The following is a 16,824-nucleotide window of genomic DNA, read 5'->3' on the forward strand; positions in this document are numbered from 1 at the left end:
GTACATAAATGAATAGCTAAATGGATATTTAATTTGGCTATAATTTTAGCTAACCAAACAGGAAATTTAAAATGAAAGTTAACGATATATATTCCAATGCTTTTAATTTTGGATCTTATATTAATACCGGTGTCGATCCCAGAACAGGTCAATATAGCGCAAATATCAATATTATCACGCTAAGACCAAATAATGTCGGCAATGTTGAACAGGTATTTAATCTATCATTCTCGCCATTAACAACGTTAAATAATGGGTTTGGGATTGGCTGGCGGTTTTCATTAACAACATTGGATGTAAAAACACTCACATTTAGCCGAGCAAATGGAGAGCAATTTAAGTGTAAACCATTGCCGCCTAATAATAATGATATTAGCTTTAAAGATAAAAAGTTAAAAGATTTGCGCGTATATAAACTCGATAGCAATACCTTCTATGTTTATAACAAAAATGGCATTATAGAAACACTGAAACGAATTGGATCGAATGACATTGCAAAAACGGTGGCGCTTGAATTTCCTGATGGTGAAGCATTTGATTTAATTTATAATTCAAGATTTGCATTATCCGAAATAAAATACCGTGTGACGGGTAAAACTTATCTTAAACTCAATTACTCTGGAAATAATTGTACATCAGTTGAATACCCAGATGATAATAATATCTCTGCGAAAATCGCATTCGATTATCGCAATGATTACCTCATTACTGTGACTGTACCTTATGATGCTTCTGGTCCTATTGATTCTGCCAGATTTAAGATGACCTATCAGACATTAAAAGGAATATTTCCGGTTATTAGTGCTTTTCGTACACCAACAGGTTATGTTGAACTGGTGAGTTATAAAGAGAATGGGCATAAAGTAACGGACTCGGAGTCTATTCCTTATGCTGCGGCATTGATTATTCAACCGGGTAATGGGCAACCCGCGATCAGCAAATCCTATGAATATAGTTCAGTACATAATTTCTTGGGCTATTCTTCTGGTCGGACAAGCTTTGATTCTAGCCAGGATAATTTGTATCTGGTCACAGGGAAATATACCTATTCATCCATTGAACGGGTTTTAGATGGTCAAAATGTCGTTTCAGTAACAGAAAGAGTGTTTAATAAATTCCATTTAATGACCAAAGAAGCGAGAACACAAGATAATAAGAGAATTACAACAGAAATTACTTATAATGAAGATCCGTCAAAAAGTTTCTCCGAGCAACCAGAAAATTTACAACAACCATCTCGGGTATTAACGCGTTATACAGACTTACAGACCAATACTTCACGAGAAGAGACCGTTAATATTAAAAGCGATGATTGGGGAAATACTCTACTTATTACTGAAGCCAGTGGAATACAGAAAGAATACGTTTATTATCCGGTGAAGGGTGAAGGTAATAATTGTCCTGCCGATCCATTAGGTTTTTCCCGATTTTTAAAATCAGCTACGCAAAAAGGATCGCCTGATGCCGCTCAAAGTGTCGCAAATAGAGTGACTAATTACACATATCAAAAATTGCCCACTTTTACAGGTGCTTATATAAAGGAATATGTCAGCAAAGCTTCAGAAACCATAGATAGTAAAATAGTAAGAACCTTTAGCTATGTTAATTCACCGACGAGCAAATCTCATGGATCGTTAGCGAAAATAACGTCGGTAATGAATAACCAACAAACGGTGACAACATTTAAATATGAATATTCCGAAAATGAGATGACCACAAACTCTACAGTGACGGGGTTTGATGGCGCGCATATGGAATCGAAAAATGTGACCTCTATTTATACACATCGGCAGCTCCGTAAAGTTGATGTGAACCGTGTGATTACAGATCAGTCTTATGATCTTTTGGGCCGAATTACAGGTCAAATTATTGACCCTGGCACGACAAAAGAAGTTAAACGTAATTATGTTTATCAATATCCCGGTGGGGACGAAAATGATTTTTGGCCGGTGATGATAGAAATTGATTCCCAAGGTGTCAGGCGTAAAACCCATTACGATGGACTGGGGCGTATTTGTTCTATTGAAGAACAAGATGATGATAGTACTTGGGGAACATCGGGAATTTATCAAGGCACATATCGCAAAGTGCTTGCCAGACAATATGATGTTTTGGGGCAATTGATTAAAGAAATTTCAAATGATTGGTTATGGGATTTATCTGCTAATCCTTTGACTCGTCTGACTACTCCTTTGGTGACAACGAAAACCTATCAATATGATGGTTGGGGAAATCGTTACAGCACTGAATACAGCGATGGTCGGATAGAACTGGAAATCCATGACCCGATTACGAGGACAATTATTCAAGGGGTCAAAGGATTGGGGATGTTAAATATTCAGCAAAATAGCTTTGAGCAACCGGCCTCAATCAAAGTTGTGTATCCTGATGGTGCGATATATAGCACTCGTACCTATCGTTATGATGGATTTGGCCGTACGGTGACTGAAACTGATGCGGAAGGTTATGCTACCCAGATTGAATACGATGTATTTGATCGTATAGTGAAAAAAACGTTGCCAGACAGAACAATATTAGAATCCGCTTATGCAAGCTTTAGCCATGAAGAATTGATTTCTGCGCTGAACGTGAATGGAACACAATTAGGTTCATTAGTTTATGATGGTCTTGGGCGAGTCACCAGCGATACGGTGGGTGGCCGTAAAACCGAATATTTATATGGTCCTCAAGGTGATAAACCTATTCAGTCTGTCACTCCTGCGCATAATAAACAAAACATTGATTATCTTTACTCTCTCGGCAGTGTGATGTCCAAATTTACCACAGAGACGAGCCAACAAAACTTTCGTTATCACCCGAAAACGGGGGCATTATTATCTGCGTCAGAGGGAGTATCCCAGAGTAATTACAGTTATTTCCCATCGGGTGTATTACAGCACGAATCGCTTTCTCGGGATAATAAACCCGTTTCATCGGGCGATTACCGTTATACGATGTCCGGCTTGATTCAGCGTCATAAAGATAGTTTTGCTCATGATCATGTTTATAGTTATGACGGGCAAGGGAGATTAGTTAAAACAGAGCAGGGCTCACAATACGCTACATTTGAATATGACAATGTTGGACGGTTGATAACAACGACGACAAAAGACGCGACATCATTATCCCAATTAGTTACAAAAATCGAATACGATGTTTTTGATCGAGAAATAAAACGCTCGCTAATTAGCGACTTCTCAATACAAGTAATGACTTTAAGCTACACAAAGAATAATCAAATTAGTCAACGTATCACCTCCGTCGATGGGGTGGTTATGAAAAATGAACGTTATCAATATGATAGTAATCAACGCTTAAGCCAGTACCAATGCGAAGGGGAACAATCTCCGGTTGATTATACTGGGCGTGTGTTAAATCAACAGATTTACCATTATGACCAATGGGGAAATATTAAACGGATTGATAATACATATCGAGATGGTAAGGAAACAGTGGACTATCATTTCAGTCAAACTGATCCAACTCAACTTATTCGTATTACCAGCGACAAACAGCAAATAGAGTTAAGTTATGATGCCAACGGTAATCTGACGCGCGACGAAAAAGGGCAGACGCTTATTTACGATCAGAATAATCGCTTGGTACAGGTTAAAGATAGTAAGGATAATCTGGTATGCCAATATCAGTATGATGCATTGAACAAATTAACCGCACAAGTTTTAGCGAATGGTACGATGAATCGTCAGTATTATGCATCAGGTAAAGTGACGAATGTTCAATTAGGAGATGAAACCATTACCTGGTTGAACAGCGATAAGCAACGGCTTGGTCATCAGAGTACCAAGAACGGCCAGTCGGTCTACTATCAATATGGTACTGACCATAATAGTACGGTTGTAGCCAGCCAAAACGAAAACGAGTTGATGGCTTTATCCTACACCCCTTATGGCTTTAGGAGTTTAATTTCTTCATTACCGGGTTTGAATGGTGCGCAGATCGATCCAGTGACAGGATGGTATTTCTTAGGTAACGGATATCGTGTTTTCAACCCAGTTCTCATGAGGTTTCATAGCCCGGATAGCTGGAGTCCTTTTGGCCGGGGAGGGGTTAATCCTTACACTTATTGCCAAGGCGATCCTATAAACCGGATTGATCTGAACGGCCATCTTAGTGCTGGCGGGATATTAGGCATTGTGCTAGGGGCAATTGGTATCATTGTGGGCATTGTGTCACTGGGAGCTGGCGCGGCAATTAGTGCAGGTTTAATTGCCGCAGGGGGCGCTCTGGGGGCGATTGCTTCTACCAGTACACTTGCAGTTACTGCGACTGTCATTGGATTGGCGGCTGATTCGATAGGGATTGCGTCAGCGGCATTATCGGAAAAAGATCCGAAAACAGCCGGAATATTAAATTGGGTTAGTGCGGGGTTGGGGGTTTTAAGTTTTGGCATCAGCGCAATAACCTTTACCTCTTCGCTGGTAAAATCGGCACGGAGTGGTTCCCAAGCGGTCAGCACGGGTGTTATCGGGTCAGTACCGATTGAATTTGGCGAAATTGCCAGTCGTTCTAGCAGACGCTGGGATATTGCTTTATCCACGGTGTCATTGAGTGCGAATGCTGTGGCGCTCTCTACCGGAATAGCAGCTTCCGCTGTGGCGGATAGTAATGCGAATGCGGCGAATATCTTGGGATGGGTCTCTGTGGGTTTTGGCGCTGTGTCAACAACCTCGGGGCTAATCAACCTTGCACGTACTGCTTATGCAGTGAATCATCATACCTGGGAACTCAGTTCGTCGGCAGGCACTTCTGAAGGAAGCGAAGCCTATACTTTATCTCGTTTTACGCAATTGGAGCCGGAAGCGGTAAATGTTCACCCATCTATTCGAGCCGTTGAAGTGAATCAAGCATTTCGAAATAGTACCGGAAATCTATTTAGCCAATCGTCTGTTGAAACCCGTAATGTGTTGCGAGGCCGTTTGACCATATAAAGATTCTGCGGGCTGAACGAAATAATAACCAAGGGGCGACATGGATGTCGCCTTTTATGAGAAGTCGAAAATTGAATTTAAAACTATTTTGCAAGAAGTTATATGATGATGATTTTTTTATTTTGCGATACCTAAAAACAAAGCTAAACATCGATCCACTTGTTGCATCGTCGCGTAATCGAGTTTACCAAATACTGCGCCAGCTTTTTCTTTAGGGAGAGTCATGGTTTTATCAATCATGACCTGTGACGGTTTTTCAAGATTTGTTTCAGGAAGAGGCTCGATCATCACCCGGAAAAGTGGTGCATCAATTAATGTTGAGGTCACGGGCAAAATAGTAACACTGGGATGTTCATCAAAGTTGTCAGATTGGATAACCAGCGCAGGGCGGGGCTTGCCATAAGCCCCTTGTAGAGCAACTGTTATCAAGTCTCCCCGTTTCACTCCCAGTCTCCTGAATCAGCTAGTTCATTTATCGCGTTTTCTAATAGTGTATTCGTTTCCTTGTCCTGTGTTGCCATAGCCAGACGGCTTTGACGCCGACACTCCTCTTTAAAATGAGGAAGGCGTGTATCAGGCACCCATATTTGAACGGGCCTTAATCCTGACATCCTGAGCTGTTGTCTGTATTTTTTGACACGATCTGCAACCTTATTCATACTTCACCCTCGTGACATGTAACGATGTCTATAATATAACCAAAAAAACGTTACATGCAACACGTTAGTAAAAATTGTTGTAAATCTTCTCTCAATGTAGGCAGAGATATCGAGTTAAAATCCCAAAAAGTTTTTAAGGTATTAATCCGGTGTATTCTCGTTTCTCGATTTCCTGTTTATTCCCACATGGGGATAATCTTCTTGTATATTATTTTAATATGGATATCAGTGTTGACAATAATTTTTCAATAGGTGAATATTTTGCACTTACCCTAAATAAATTTCGGTATTTTACTATTTTCTTAATCATCTTGTTATTTTCTTAGCAATGTGATGAATATGAAGTGATTTTAACCGTGGAATATTAGCGGTAATCAGATTATGGCATTATACTGTGAAAAAGAGATAATAAACAAGGTTGGGGCGATTGAGCCAAGTAAATCAATTAAAAGATGAGGCACAATGATGACTAATATTTATGTAAACAAATATGCTCCAAATGGTATCGTGATGAAATTCCCATTGGCACCCGATAGAAAGATAGAGAAGTGGAAAGCGGAGAATTTGAATTTTCGCATTGGTACTCCAGGATTTATATGGTTGAATGGCCAGAATATTTCAGAATTTCGCAACTTATTTTGTTATCCAAATATTTCAAATCTTTATCTTGCACTTACGTTTAAAGCACAGTTTTTCACTCCACGAAATTTTACCGCAGAAATGTCTAGGGAGAAGCCAACTCAAGATTGGTTCTTCAATAATGGGGAATACGTTGAGAACGGTTTTGATAATTTTGGTATATATTCCGATGATACTGGTGCCGGAGAGTACAGCATAAATTTAATTGAACCCTGTTGTTATATTATAAAACAGGGTGAATTGAGTTATAGTGGTAAAGGTTCTATCTTTCCAAATCTATCTTTTTTTGTGAAAAACAAAGTGAGTTCAAATTTTTTAGCAAATTTAATTTCTACAGATTTTCAAGTCATTATTAATTAGTGAGTGGTTTGGTTATATATACCCAATGGATTTCAAGATGCGTCGCGACGGCAAGGGAGTGAATCCCCGGGAGCATAGAGAACTATGTGACCGGGGTGAGTGCAGCTCATTCTCTCTTTCTATTATCTTGCCTCTGGAAGTTTGGCGAGTTTAAACCCTAAAAGTAGGGCCAAAAAGAGAAGAATAGCAATAAATAAAACAACGCCATTCCAACCTGATTGGAGCCAAAATATACCGCCAAAAGTACCAACCACACTTGAACCAAAATAATAACAAAACAGATAAAGGGAAGATGCTTGTGCTTTGGCCCGTCGCGCCCGACGTCCGACCCAACTGCTGGCAACAGCATGTGCGGCAAAGAAACCGAAAGTAAGGACTATCATGCCAATGATAATTGTCACCACAGATGAGAATAAGGTAATAAGCGTACCGATTAACATCATACTTATCGTCGCGATCAGCACTTTTCCAAGTCCATATTGATGGGTTAATGTGCCCACTTTAGATGCGCCATATGTCCCTGCCAAATAAACAATAGACAACATACCGACAATTGACTGATTAAAATGATAGGGTGAATCCAATAAACGATAACTTATGTAATTAAATAGAGTAACAAAGCCGCCCATGAGTAAAAAGGCTTCAAAAAACAGTAACGGCAATCCTTTATCACGAAAATGTAATCTCAGATTGACTAATAAAGATTTAGGCTTGAGAGAGCTTGGCCTAAAATGGCGCGATTCAGGCAACATACGCCAAAACATCATTGCCGCAATTAATGCTAATAAACCTAGTACGATGACAGAAACCCGCCATGAGAAATAATCAGTGATAACACCTGATATTAATCGCCCACTCATGCCGCCAATAGAATTACCACTAACATAAAGTCCCATTGATAAAGCAACAAAATTAGGGTGGATTTCCTCACTAAGATAAGTCATCGCAACGGCGGCTACGCCACTGAGAGATAAACCAACCAGAGCGCGTACAATCAGAATTCCATGCCAACTGGTTATATATGCACTGAGTAAAGTGAAAAGTGCAGCGGCAAATAGTGCTGTTACCATCACATTTTTACGGCCAATAGCATCAGACAGAGGGCCTGTGATTAATAAGCCCAATGCCAGCATGCCAGTTGAAAGGGATAAAGATAAACTACTGGCAGCGGGAGAAACGCCAAAATCATCCGACAATATGGGTAAGATTGGTTGAATGAAATAGAGTAGGGCAAATGCAGCTAATCCTACAGTAAAGAGTGACAATGTAACTTTAACATATAGAGGATCGCCTTTCTGGATATAACTTTTCTTGTTTTGAACATGTTGGACAAGATGATTATCAGGAGTCGGATTTTCACTGATACTATGGCTGGTACTCACATAATTTCCTTACTTAACTCATTAGCTAGCTGGTATTTTTATGGAGATCAAGCATATGAATTGCAAAATATTTTGTCTAATATATTAATCATTAATAATAATATGTACTAGATCTCAAAGGTGATTATGGCTATCGAATTACGGCATTTACGTTACTTTATTGCAGTGGCAGAGGAATTACATTTTGGTCGTGCGGCAGAACGGCTTAATATTTCACAGCCTCCGTTAAGCCAACAGATTCAATCACTTGAGAATAGTATAAATGCGCGGTTGTTAGAGCGTGATAACCGGAATGTGAGTTTGACGCCGGCAGGTAATATGTTTCTGAAAGAAGCTTATCAGATCCTGGCTCAGGTTGATGCTGCTGCAACTAAAGCAGCAAGAATGCAAAAAGGAGAGTTAGGTGAAATGTCTATCGGTTTCACTTCTACGACGCCTTTTATGCATAAAGTTACTCTGAGTTTACGGCAGTTTCGGGAACGTTACCCGGAAGTCGCTATTCATATGCATCAGATGAATACTAAGCAGCAGATTGCGCCATTACTGACTGGACGGATCGATGTTGGCATCATGCGTAATACTCAATTGCCGGATAATCTTGAGTATCGGCTATTATTTCGAGAACCTTTTATGCTTGCTGTTTATGATGGACATCCTTTGCTGGAATATGCTCCGCAAGGAATAAAACTGGAAATGTTGGCAGGTTATCCGATGGTGTTTTTTGAGCGTGAAGTAGGGACTGCTTTATATGATGAAATCATCACATTACTTGCTCAAGCAGGCGTGACACCAATGATTTCACAGGAAGCAGGCGAAGCAATGACCATTCTTGGGCTGGTTTCTGCGGGATTAGGCGTCAGTGTTGTGACTGAATCTTTTACTCGCATGAAAGTGGATGGTGTCCAGTATATTCCATTAGTTGATAACCATCCTTGCTCTGAAGTCTGGTTGGTAAATCACAAGAATCGGCCAATATCGGCCGCGGCAGACAGGCTGATAAACCTACTCATATCTAATATATTAAATGGAAAAAGTAAGTAGAAATCAGCTAAATTTCGTGCTGAATATCACATATTTACTGAAAGAATCATACTTTTTGCCTAAAACCTCGACATAATCAGCCAACAATTATTTTGAAACATGAATTAATTAGAGCGTAAAAGGGTAAATAATGGATGGACAACCAGGGCATATTGATCAGATAAAACAGATTAATATTGGTACTGTTTATCGGTTAATTGATCAATATGGTCCAATTTCCCGTATTGAGCTATCTAAAAAAGCTCAACTTGCTCCAGCCAGTATTACTAAGATTGTCCGTGAATTGGTCGATGCGCACTTAGTCATGGAAACGGAATTTCTGGATTTAGGATTCAGAGGGCGTCCGGCGACCGGATTGAAGCTTGATTCTGAAAGTTGGCATTTCCTGTGTGTCAGCATTAACTTGGGAAGTTTAATATTGGGACTGCGTGATTTAAGCAGCAAGTTAATTGTTGAAGATGTATTGCCATTACCGGTCAACAAGGAAAAATCCTTTTTAGATAGTATTATTGATGAGATTGATGCATTTTTCGGCCGATATCAATCTCGTCTTGAGCGTCTGACGGCAATTAGCATGATTATAAATGCCATTGTTGATCCGACCAAGGGTTTAATCCACAGTTTCCCTTATTACCAGATTCAGGAATTACCAATAGGCGAATATCTGCATCGTCGTACGGGATTACCGGTATTTCTTCAACATGAAACAACCGCCTGGACAATAGCTGAATCATTATATGGCGCGGCAAAAAATTGTCAGAATATTATCCAAATGGTCATTGATGAACATGTTGGCATTGGTGTGATTATTGAGGGGCAAACATTACATGCTGGCAACCGCGGTGTAATGGAGATAGGACATATTCAGGCTAAACCTGATGGTAAACGCTGCTCTTGTGGGAATTTGGGGTGTTTGGAAACGGTTGCGGGTATCAGCCATATTTTATCCAGAGCAAAACAGCAGTTGACGGTGGTACCAGATTCTTTACTGAACGGTGAACCACTGACTATTGAATCATTCTGTCAGGCGGTTAATAACGACGATACTTTGGCAATAGATATTATTCGTGATATCGGGGTGAAAATTGGTCATATTATCGCAATTATGGTTAATTTATTTAACCCAGAAAAAATTTTGATAGGTTCTCCCCTTAATGCTTCACAGCAAGTTCTGTATCCGGTGATTAATGAATGTATTCAACGACACTCTTTACCTGCTTATAGCAAACAGATTGAGTTAGTTGCGACAAAATTCAATAATTCAGGCACATTATCTGCGGTAGCATCAGTTAAAAAAGCTTTATATGATGGTTCATTATTGATCAATTTAATGAAAGGATAATATGTTTGATAGTGGTTCTCTGGTTGTAATATTAATTTTATACCCGTCATCTTTCAAGTTGCCTCTTTGTTGGCTGCACTCGCTCACCCCGGTCACATAGTTTGCTATGCTCCCGGGGATTCACTCCCTTGCCGCCGCGATGCATCTTGAAATCCATAGGGTATATATCGGTTTTTTCGCTAAATTGACGCAGCAATTAAACAAAACATTGAGCTAACGCAATCTCCCTTATAGTTGCATCCTCTAGACTTAAGCGCTCATTAATCGGATTCTATCTGTCATTATGGAAAACAAAATTTATGTTAACGCGCCTATTTGTGACGGGGACAGATACCAACATAGGTAAAACAGTTGTTACCCGTGCATTATTACAATTTTTTAATCGTGACGGAGCAACGGCAGTAGGGTATAAACCTATAGCCACAGAAGGGTATGAAACGGAAGAGGGTATGCGTAATCGAGATGGCATGATTCTACAAAAATCTTCTCCCGTTCCGCTTAAATATGAAGAAATTAACCCAGTTATCTGGAAAAGCAGGTATTGTGAAGGAAATCAGGTTGATTTCGAGCAGATGAAAAAAGGATTGAATAATCTTAGTAATAAAGCAGATCGCGTTATTATTGAAGGTAACGGTGGCTGGCGTGTATTACTGGATGATGAAACTTTTTATTTTGATTGGGTGATTCGGGAAAAAATCCCGGTCATTTTAGTTGTTGGTATTCAGCCAGGCTGTGTAAATCATTCAATTTTAACTTCGCAGGCAATAATAAATGATGGGTTGCAATTAGTCGGGTGGGTAACTAACAGAATTAATCCTGGTTTATCGCACTATACGAAAGTGATGGATAGGTTACGCCGTCACATTAATGCGCCACAGTTAGGTGAAATTCCTTATATTTTACGCCCCGAAGAGAAAGATTTATCCTGCTATTTGGATATCTCCACTATCTTAAAACAAGTTGGGGGAAGTGAGAGTGAAGTTGGTATAGAGAGCCAATATACATAAATATACCCGTAATCATTGAAGATGCTTGATTTTATCCGAAATGGAGATCATTACCTTCCTCCATTTTGGATATATATCATTTAATAACTCATTAATCTACATAAAATATTACTATAATGAGTTATAATTTTATATTAATTAGAATTTAGTTAATTTTCTGTCTAATTATTTTGTGTTTTTTATAAACCGTGATCTTGGTTTTTTTCTAATAAAAGCGATAATTTTTGAATTCACTTATATAAATCACACAAGGATGTAATATATACTGAAAAAATACATAAAAAAATGTGCATATATGTTGTGACAGTCTATCTTATAAATACCATTCGTAATTATGGTCTGATTGGGAAGGAGGTTGTTATGACGATAAGGCAAGGTTGGGCACCGCCATTAACATGGGGACCGTGGGTTGACATTAGGATCATTTACAACGCTTAAAGTTGAGCCTATGGTTTGCTTTTTTTGATGGATAAATGAAACACAAGAGTAGCAACCATAGGCTGTTCATTAATTCAAGGATCTAAGAATTCCATCTGACAATGATTTCGATTCTATTGCTTGATGGAAGCCTTCTTCTGGATGAATCATAGAAACAAGTCTGGTTTTTATGACTGGCTTACCGTCAAAGTAAATAAACAACTCTTTCCCTAAGTTTCTTGCTAAAAAAAGTTTGAACCGGTCACTACAATTCAGTCCTTTTTTAACCTTAATAAAAATGTTATTAGCATTCACAGCTAAATCATCACCGACTTCTCCTACAGGAAGAGCTTGTTCTATACAAGGTTTGGATAAATGAAATGTTTCATTACCTGCGATGTAATCAAGAGAAAGTGGTTGTTTCTGCGAAACACACCCTGTAAGACCAAGGATAATAGACAGCGTAAGGATGAATTTAGTCATTCAGTTTGCCCTCATTGTTGACATTAGTATTCTCAATTATAGCTACCAAAATAAGTTATTTTATGCAAGTTATTTTTTTCTTTGTCGGTTTTATTAATTAAGAGCGGGTAAATTTATTAAAGAGTTCGGTTTTCTAATCAAGTACATTGTTTCCTGTGATCTTTTATCAGCAATGTTATCAGGGGAGCATCCTATGCTACTCCCTAATAATAAGATTATTTGCTTTTTTTATTTCTTCTTTTATTGCCGGCAGCAATATGAGCTTGTATCTCCTCTTGAGATAATGGTGTTTTAGCGGGTGATATTTGTGACGTAATATCAAAAATATTCCTATCATCGAATTCAGGATGGTTAATAAATGGCAAATATTAAAAAATTCATCTTATTGTGGATGGTGCGGGTGACAACAAAGCTCGTCTTGTGGAGGAGTAGGCTTATGTTAGCAACATTGAGTGACATTACCTTCCTTCATATAGCCCAAATTTAAACCCGATAGAACGATTATGGAAGGTTATGAATGAACCTGTTCGAAATAACCGTTATTTCGCTGATAAACATGAATTTCGAGACAAAGTATTCAAATTTTTTACCACAACGCTACCTGATATAGCGGACTCGTTGATGTCTGGAATTAACGACCATTTTCAGGTGCTAAAAACTGCATCTTGAAATCCATTGGGTATATAAGCAATCAATAAGAAAACCTCACTTGCGAAAAAGTGAGGTTTATCATTAACCTAAGATCTCAACCCGATATAATTGGCTTAATCTCTATTTACCACAAACACTTGTCATTTTTTTAACAAACCTAGGAATACCATCTATTCCATTATATGCAGATATTTGCATGCATTTTTTGTTAACATTAATGATAAAGAAATCACCTTTAAATAGTGCTCCGCTGTCATAGACTATTGCATTTACAAATATGGGGGCGTTGTATTCTTTAAGAACATGTGAATGTCCGACGAAAACAGCCATAACGTTGTATTTTTTAATCAGTGATTTAAATTTTTCTTTTTCAGCATAACTGCTGTTGGTAATAAAATGGTCATACCCATCATGAAAATTTAAAACTACAGCCTTTCCTCTTGTTTGAGCAGATTTAAGATCGCTTTCCAACCAATCAAGGGATTTTGTAATATAAACGGTTGGACTGATATAGTGGTTCAAATTGACGCTATAGGTAGGATAATTTTGCAATTGAACGTAATGAATATCACCAAAATCCCATGAATAAGATAAACTTCCTTTCCATGCTTCATGGTCATAATCATAGGAGAAATTATTCAGTTCTTTACTATAATCACTTATTCTCTCTGCCATATCAAATACTGCGGATCTGGCGCAGGCATTACGGCTGAAATCAAGATTTTCTGGTGAAGTACAATCATCAACATTATTTGCATAATCATGATTTCCTAATCCCATAAATAGTGGGAATTTGATTTTTGATGTATATATCTTATCAAGGCTTCTTCTGGTACTAGCACGTCCAAACTCGGTAAGATCACCATTAACGATGCCAAAAGCAAGATGATTGCTTTCATAAATACTATTGATACTGTTTGCTACTTTTTTATTTAATTCTTCCCACGGTTCTTTGTCGGCATTAGGATCACCTCTTTCAGGATCTAAACGCCACGGTTGGGGATCTGACATCACGGAAATTTTATAATTGCTATCTATATTTTGTTCAGTGAGATAAATATCAATCTTTATGCCCGAAGAAGATGAACTTTTAACTGTTTTCTCAAGTTTATAATTAGCGGGTACTTCGGAGAGATAGATATTGTGGTTCTGAGCACCCCAATATGAAAGACTCCAGCGAACATTTAACTTACCCTCACCATTGGATAAACGATAAATAACTTCTCCCTCAGTGCCACTAAGAATCTTACCTTTTGAGGCAAATGAATCGCGACTATATGCGGATATTGATGACAATGGGCTTTCAATCCAACTTCCCCAAAGTAAGTCTATTTTTTCCGCCATTAATAAATGTGATGTATTATTATGCAAATAAATTTTTACATATTGCTCACTGCCGCTACCATTAAAAGTCTCGGTTTCTGTCTGATTTCCTGCGACAGCGTTACATCCTGATATAGCTAATGCTATTAAAAACACCATGATAGAGAGAATTTTCTTAGCGATAAGATCACTCATAACGGTCTCCTATTTTAAAATTTTAATATAATTTTTTGAGCAAATAAGATATTTAATTCACCATAATTATTCGGCAAATATTTATGTTTCAAAACGTTATGATATTAGAGTTGATTATTTGGATTGTCAGTTTTAAAAAAACTAATGGTTTACATATGAAACTATATTAGGGTTATCATGCAGGAACAACTTGTTATGGAAAACGCCACTAATGTGCTGTTCACCGAGAGATAATATGAAGGCCGAAGCGCATAGCCTCGACCTCTACTCATCAATGGTAAAATATTGGCGTAATATTTTCTCTGAACTGTATGTGTTTTCCTTCAGAAAGATGATGTGGGTCTATTTGGCGGTCGGATGAGGTTGAGATTGGTTTCCTTGCCGGGTATACACAATCTTTTTGGCATTATTTTCACAATGCCCAACGATTTTACTACCGGCTTGTTCAACGTGGTCATTAGCAACAATTTCCAATTTAAAGCCAGATTCCGGCACACCATTATTGATAATCTTCTGCGCAATTTGTTCTTTCACGCTTTCGCATGAAGCTTGTGCAGCAAGGGCAAATGGGGGTAGGGTAAAGAGCAATGCACTGCATAAAAGTGCTTTTTTCATCTTCATTATCATTACCTTTATATTACGGTCTGATAGGCATACCTGTATTGCTGTCTAAACAACGTTCGGTATTGGGTTCCCAGTAAGCATTGAAGAAGGCATGATGGTCCATGCGTTCGAGTTCGATGCGTAAGAGGCAGTGTTAATCATATGAAGCCAGTATTGCTCTCGCCAAAGTTTGTCTCTAGCAGTTAAATTGTAGGGCCATGCGGCGATATGAATGTTTTCATGTTGAGCCATCATATTGTAGGTCATAAGAACTTTGAAATGTTCACCACAAGAAAGTTGGCCAATTCTACCAAGAGGGGTATTAACGACTTTCAAGTTATCAGCCATAGGTGCATCCGAGAAGAAATCCCGCTCTCCGCGTGAAGGATTGATTTTACTTCTTTTATCAATCACAACGCCATCCGAGCCGACAAGTACTTGAGTCATATACAGATTTTTGGTCTTGGTGTTTTTCTCCGAGATCCCCATAGACAAATAGACATGGTTATCAGACGCAATTTTCAGGAGCTCTTTCCACTCTTTGCTGCCGACTTCGATGGAGTTATCAACGTATTTTGAAAAAGGCTTAGGAGGCATCCCCATTGCGTATTGCGGGTCTCCATTGATAAACCCAGGGAGCCAGAGCTCAGGGAATGCTACAAGTACGGCGCCCTGAGCTTTGGCTTCTTTCACAAGTCGGTCCGCTTTTTTTAAGCTAGCTTCTACATCAAAGCGTACAGGGGCGGCATTGATCGCAGCAACCTTAATTGGACTGGTATCTGTGAGGAGCTCATTTTGGATGGTTTCATCAGCAAACGATGAACTTATGTTGATGGATAACAGAACAACCAGAGAAGCTTTGAAAAATCGCGACGGGAGTTTAGGAAGGGTTTTATTTATAGTGCTTATTTTTGATGAACTAAACAGATGGCGAAATTTCATAAATTTTCCTTATTATTAAAATTATTTAATATAAAGCTATGACATCCTTGTCCACATTGATGCCGATAGATTTAAACAAGCTCATCATAAATTAAGATCAATATTTCCTGAAAAATCAATTACCTTCTGCAATGCTTGTTGCTTCAGGAACCTCAATTAATTTTCCTGACCTCACATCATATATGTACCCATATATGGAGATATTTGCGGGGACAAGAGGGTGGGTACGAATACGATGAATATCTTCAACTACGCTATCAACTTGATTGCTAATGGTAAGCCATTTGATATATTTTCCCTCGGATGATCCTGTACCGTTGCCGACATCTTTAAATCCCTCTTCCGTCATTATTGCGCTTTCCAGGCTGCTTTCCAGTAGATCGCCCATGATATTGTCTGTAAAAAGTTCCATCCCACAATTAGTATGGTGAATGACAAACCACTCTTTTGTGCCAAAAAGTTTATAGGAAATGATAAGTGAACGAATGGCGTCATCGCTGGCCCTTCCGCCTGCATTACGAATAATATGAGCGTCACCTTCAGATAAACCTGCAAATTTTGCTGGATCCAACCTGGCATCCATACACGTCAATATGGCAAATCGTCTGACAGCAGGTAAACCAAGGTTTTTTTTATCACCAAAAGTTTCTGCATATGCAATATTAGCGTCACTTATTTCTCTGATAACACTGCTCATCCTTCCTCCCTTCATATAGAAAATTAACTTTTTAATAAAGCTAGGGTATCCATCTAGATAAATGAATATGAGGCTGAAAATACAGATATATAAAAAAAATTTATGAAAAATATATACTCGTATCCTTTGTACTG

Annotated in this window: 12 protein-coding genes and 3 pseudogenes; 6 read left to right on the plus strand and 9 right to left on the minus strand. The window is 38.6% G+C overall.

All coding sequences use genetic code 11. From position 1 onward, the window contains the following. Nucleotides 1-71 precede the first annotated feature (71 nt). The gene (locus B0X70_RS11325) at nt 72-4,949 is read left to right on the plus strand and encodes an RHS repeat domain-containing protein (protein WP_217471512.1); all 4,878 of its coding nucleotides are present in this window, start codon (nt 72-74) and stop codon (nt 4,947-4,949) included. Between the two features lie 117 nt (nt 4,950-5,066). On the opposite strand, the gene B0X70_RS11330 is transcribed toward B0X70_RS11325, so the two are convergent. Together B0X70_RS11330 and B0X70_RS11335 are read right to left on the minus strand one after the other, a co-directional pair. After that, nucleotides 5,067-5,393, minus strand: coding sequence for a type II toxin-antitoxin system PemK/MazF family toxin (locus B0X70_RS11330; protein WP_046394614.1), 327 nt, complete (start codon nt 5,391-5,393; stop codon nt 5,067-5,069). Further along, the gene (locus B0X70_RS11335; RefSeq protein ID WP_217471513.1) at nt 5,390-5,608 is read right to left on the minus strand and encodes an antitoxin MazE family protein; all 219 of its coding nucleotides are present in this window, start codon (nt 5,606-5,608) and stop codon (nt 5,390-5,392) included. Before B0X70_RS11335 ends, B0X70_RS11330 begins: the two co-directional genes overlap by 4 nt. 462 nt (nt 5,609-6,070) lie before the next feature. Between B0X70_RS11335 and B0X70_RS11340 the strand changes: the two genes are divergently transcribed. Then, complete coding sequence (locus B0X70_RS11340; RefSeq protein WP_217471514.1) at nt 6,071-6,607, plus strand: hypothetical protein; 537 nt, start codon at nt 6,071-6,073, stop codon at nt 6,605-6,607. A gap of 122 nt (nt 6,608-6,729) precedes the next feature. Here B0X70_RS11340 and B0X70_RS11345 read toward each other — a convergent pair whose 3' ends face one another. Beyond that, on the minus strand, nt 6,730-7,971 hold the full coding sequence (locus B0X70_RS11345; protein ID WP_246593532.1) for an MFS transporter: 1,242 nt from the start codon (nt 7,969-7,971) through the stop codon (nt 6,730-6,732). A gap of 144 nt (nt 7,972-8,115) precedes the next feature. Here B0X70_RS11345 and B0X70_RS11350 point away from each other — a divergent pair, with 144 nt between their 5' ends. From B0X70_RS11350 to bioD, 3 genes are all read left to right on the plus strand, one after another. After that, nucleotides 8,116-9,030, plus strand: coding sequence for a LysR family transcriptional regulator (locus tag B0X70_RS11350; RefSeq protein WP_217471516.1), 915 nt, complete (start codon nt 8,116-8,118; stop codon nt 9,028-9,030). A 130-nt stretch (nt 9,031-9,160) separates the two neighbouring features. Further along, complete coding sequence (mlc, locus tag B0X70_RS11355; protein WP_217471517.1) at nt 9,161-10,372, plus strand: sugar metabolism global transcriptional regulator Mlc; 1,212 nt, start codon at nt 9,161-9,163, stop codon at nt 10,370-10,372. Nucleotides 10,373-10,671: 299 nt separating this feature from the next. Further along, nucleotides 10,672-11,379 carry a dethiobiotin synthase gene (gene bioD / locus B0X70_RS11360; protein WP_217471518.1) on the plus strand — a complete coding sequence of 236 codons (708 nt, stop codon included), beginning with the start codon at nt 10,672-10,674 and terminating at the stop codon, nt 11,377-11,379. Nucleotides 11,380-11,886: 507 nt separating this feature from the next. On the opposite strand, the gene B0X70_RS11365 is transcribed toward bioD, so the two are convergent. Beyond that, nucleotides 11,887-12,279: a hypothetical protein gene (locus B0X70_RS11365; RefSeq protein WP_040150683.1), complete on the minus strand. Its 393-nt coding sequence runs from the start codon at nt 12,277-12,279 to the stop codon at nt 11,887-11,889. Between the two features lie 372 nt (nt 12,280-12,651). On the opposite strand from B0X70_RS11365, the pseudogene B0X70_RS11370 reads away from it, so the two are divergent. Beyond that, nucleotides 12,652-12,948, plus strand: a pseudogene (locus B0X70_RS11370) (transposase); the annotation flags it as partial. Between the two features lie 102 nt (nt 12,949-13,050). Here the strand turns inward: B0X70_RS11370 and B0X70_RS11375 are convergent. From B0X70_RS11375 to B0X70_RS11390, 5 genes and pseudogenes are all read right to left on the minus strand, one after another. Further along, a complete protein-coding gene (locus tag B0X70_RS11375) occupies nt 13,051-14,448 on the minus strand; it encodes a metallophosphoesterase (protein WP_217471519.1) in 1,398 nt (465 codons plus the stop codon). Nucleotides 14,449-14,790: 342 nt separating this feature from the next. Continuing rightward, on the minus strand, nt 14,791-15,063 hold the full coding sequence (locus B0X70_RS11380) for a DUF1161 domain-containing protein (RefSeq protein WP_036775719.1): 273 nt from the start codon (nt 15,061-15,063) through the stop codon (nt 14,791-14,793). A 22-nt stretch (nt 15,064-15,085) separates the two neighbouring features. Then, a pseudogene (locus B0X70_RS11385) lies at nt 15,086-15,154 on the minus strand (DUF1283 domain-containing protein); the annotation flags it as partial. A 74-nt stretch (nt 15,155-15,228) separates the two neighbouring features. Beyond that, a pseudogene (locus tag B0X70_RS25160) lies at nt 15,229-15,993 on the minus strand (nitrilase-related carbon-nitrogen hydrolase); the annotation flags it as partial. Between the two features lie 115 nt (nt 15,994-16,108). Further along, complete coding sequence (locus tag B0X70_RS11390; RefSeq protein ID WP_217471520.1) at nt 16,109-16,690, minus strand: beta-class carbonic anhydrase; 582 nt, start codon at nt 16,688-16,690, stop codon at nt 16,109-16,111. Nucleotides 16,691-16,824 lie beyond the last annotated feature (134 nt).

This window comes from Photorhabdus akhurstii (assembly GCF_019090985.1).
GTDB classification, from domain to species: Bacteria; Pseudomonadota; Gammaproteobacteria; order Enterobacterales; family Enterobacteriaceae; genus Photorhabdus; species Photorhabdus akhurstii.

Coding starts and splice junctions, on each gene's coding strand:
- B0X70_RS11340 (WP_217471514.1), top strand. CDS start 6,071: ATGATGACTAATATTTATGTAAACAAATATGCTCCAAATGGTATCGTG.
- B0X70_RS11350 (WP_217471516.1), top strand. CDS start 8,116: ATGGCTATCGAATTACGGCATTTACGTTACTTTATTGCAGTGGCAGAG.
- B0X70_RS11380 (WP_036775719.1), bottom strand. CDS start 15,063: ATGAAAAAAGCACTTTTATGCAGTGCATTGCTCTTTACCCTACCCCCA.
- bioD (WP_217471518.1), top strand. CDS start 10,672: ATGTTAACGCGCCTATTTGTGACGGGGACAGATACCAACATAGGTAAA.
- B0X70_RS11390 (WP_217471520.1), bottom strand. CDS start 16,690: ATGAGCAGTGTTATCAGAGAAATAAGTGACGCTAATATTGCATATGCA.
- B0X70_RS11335 (WP_217471513.1), bottom strand. CDS start 5,608: ATGAATAAGGTTGCAGATCGTGTCAAAAAATACAGACAACAGCTCAGG.
- B0X70_RS11365 (WP_040150683.1), bottom strand. CDS start 12,279: ATGACTAAATTCATCCTTACGCTGTCTATTATCCTTGGTCTTACAGGG.
- B0X70_RS11325 (WP_217471512.1), top strand. CDS start 72: ATGAAAGTTAACGATATATATTCCAATGCTTTTAATTTTGGATCTTAT.
- mlc (WP_217471517.1), top strand. CDS start 9,161: ATGGATGGACAACCAGGGCATATTGATCAGATAAAACAGATTAATATT.
- B0X70_RS11375 (WP_217471519.1), bottom strand. CDS start 14,448: ATGAGTGATCTTATCGCTAAGAAAATTCTCTCTATCATGGTGTTTTTA.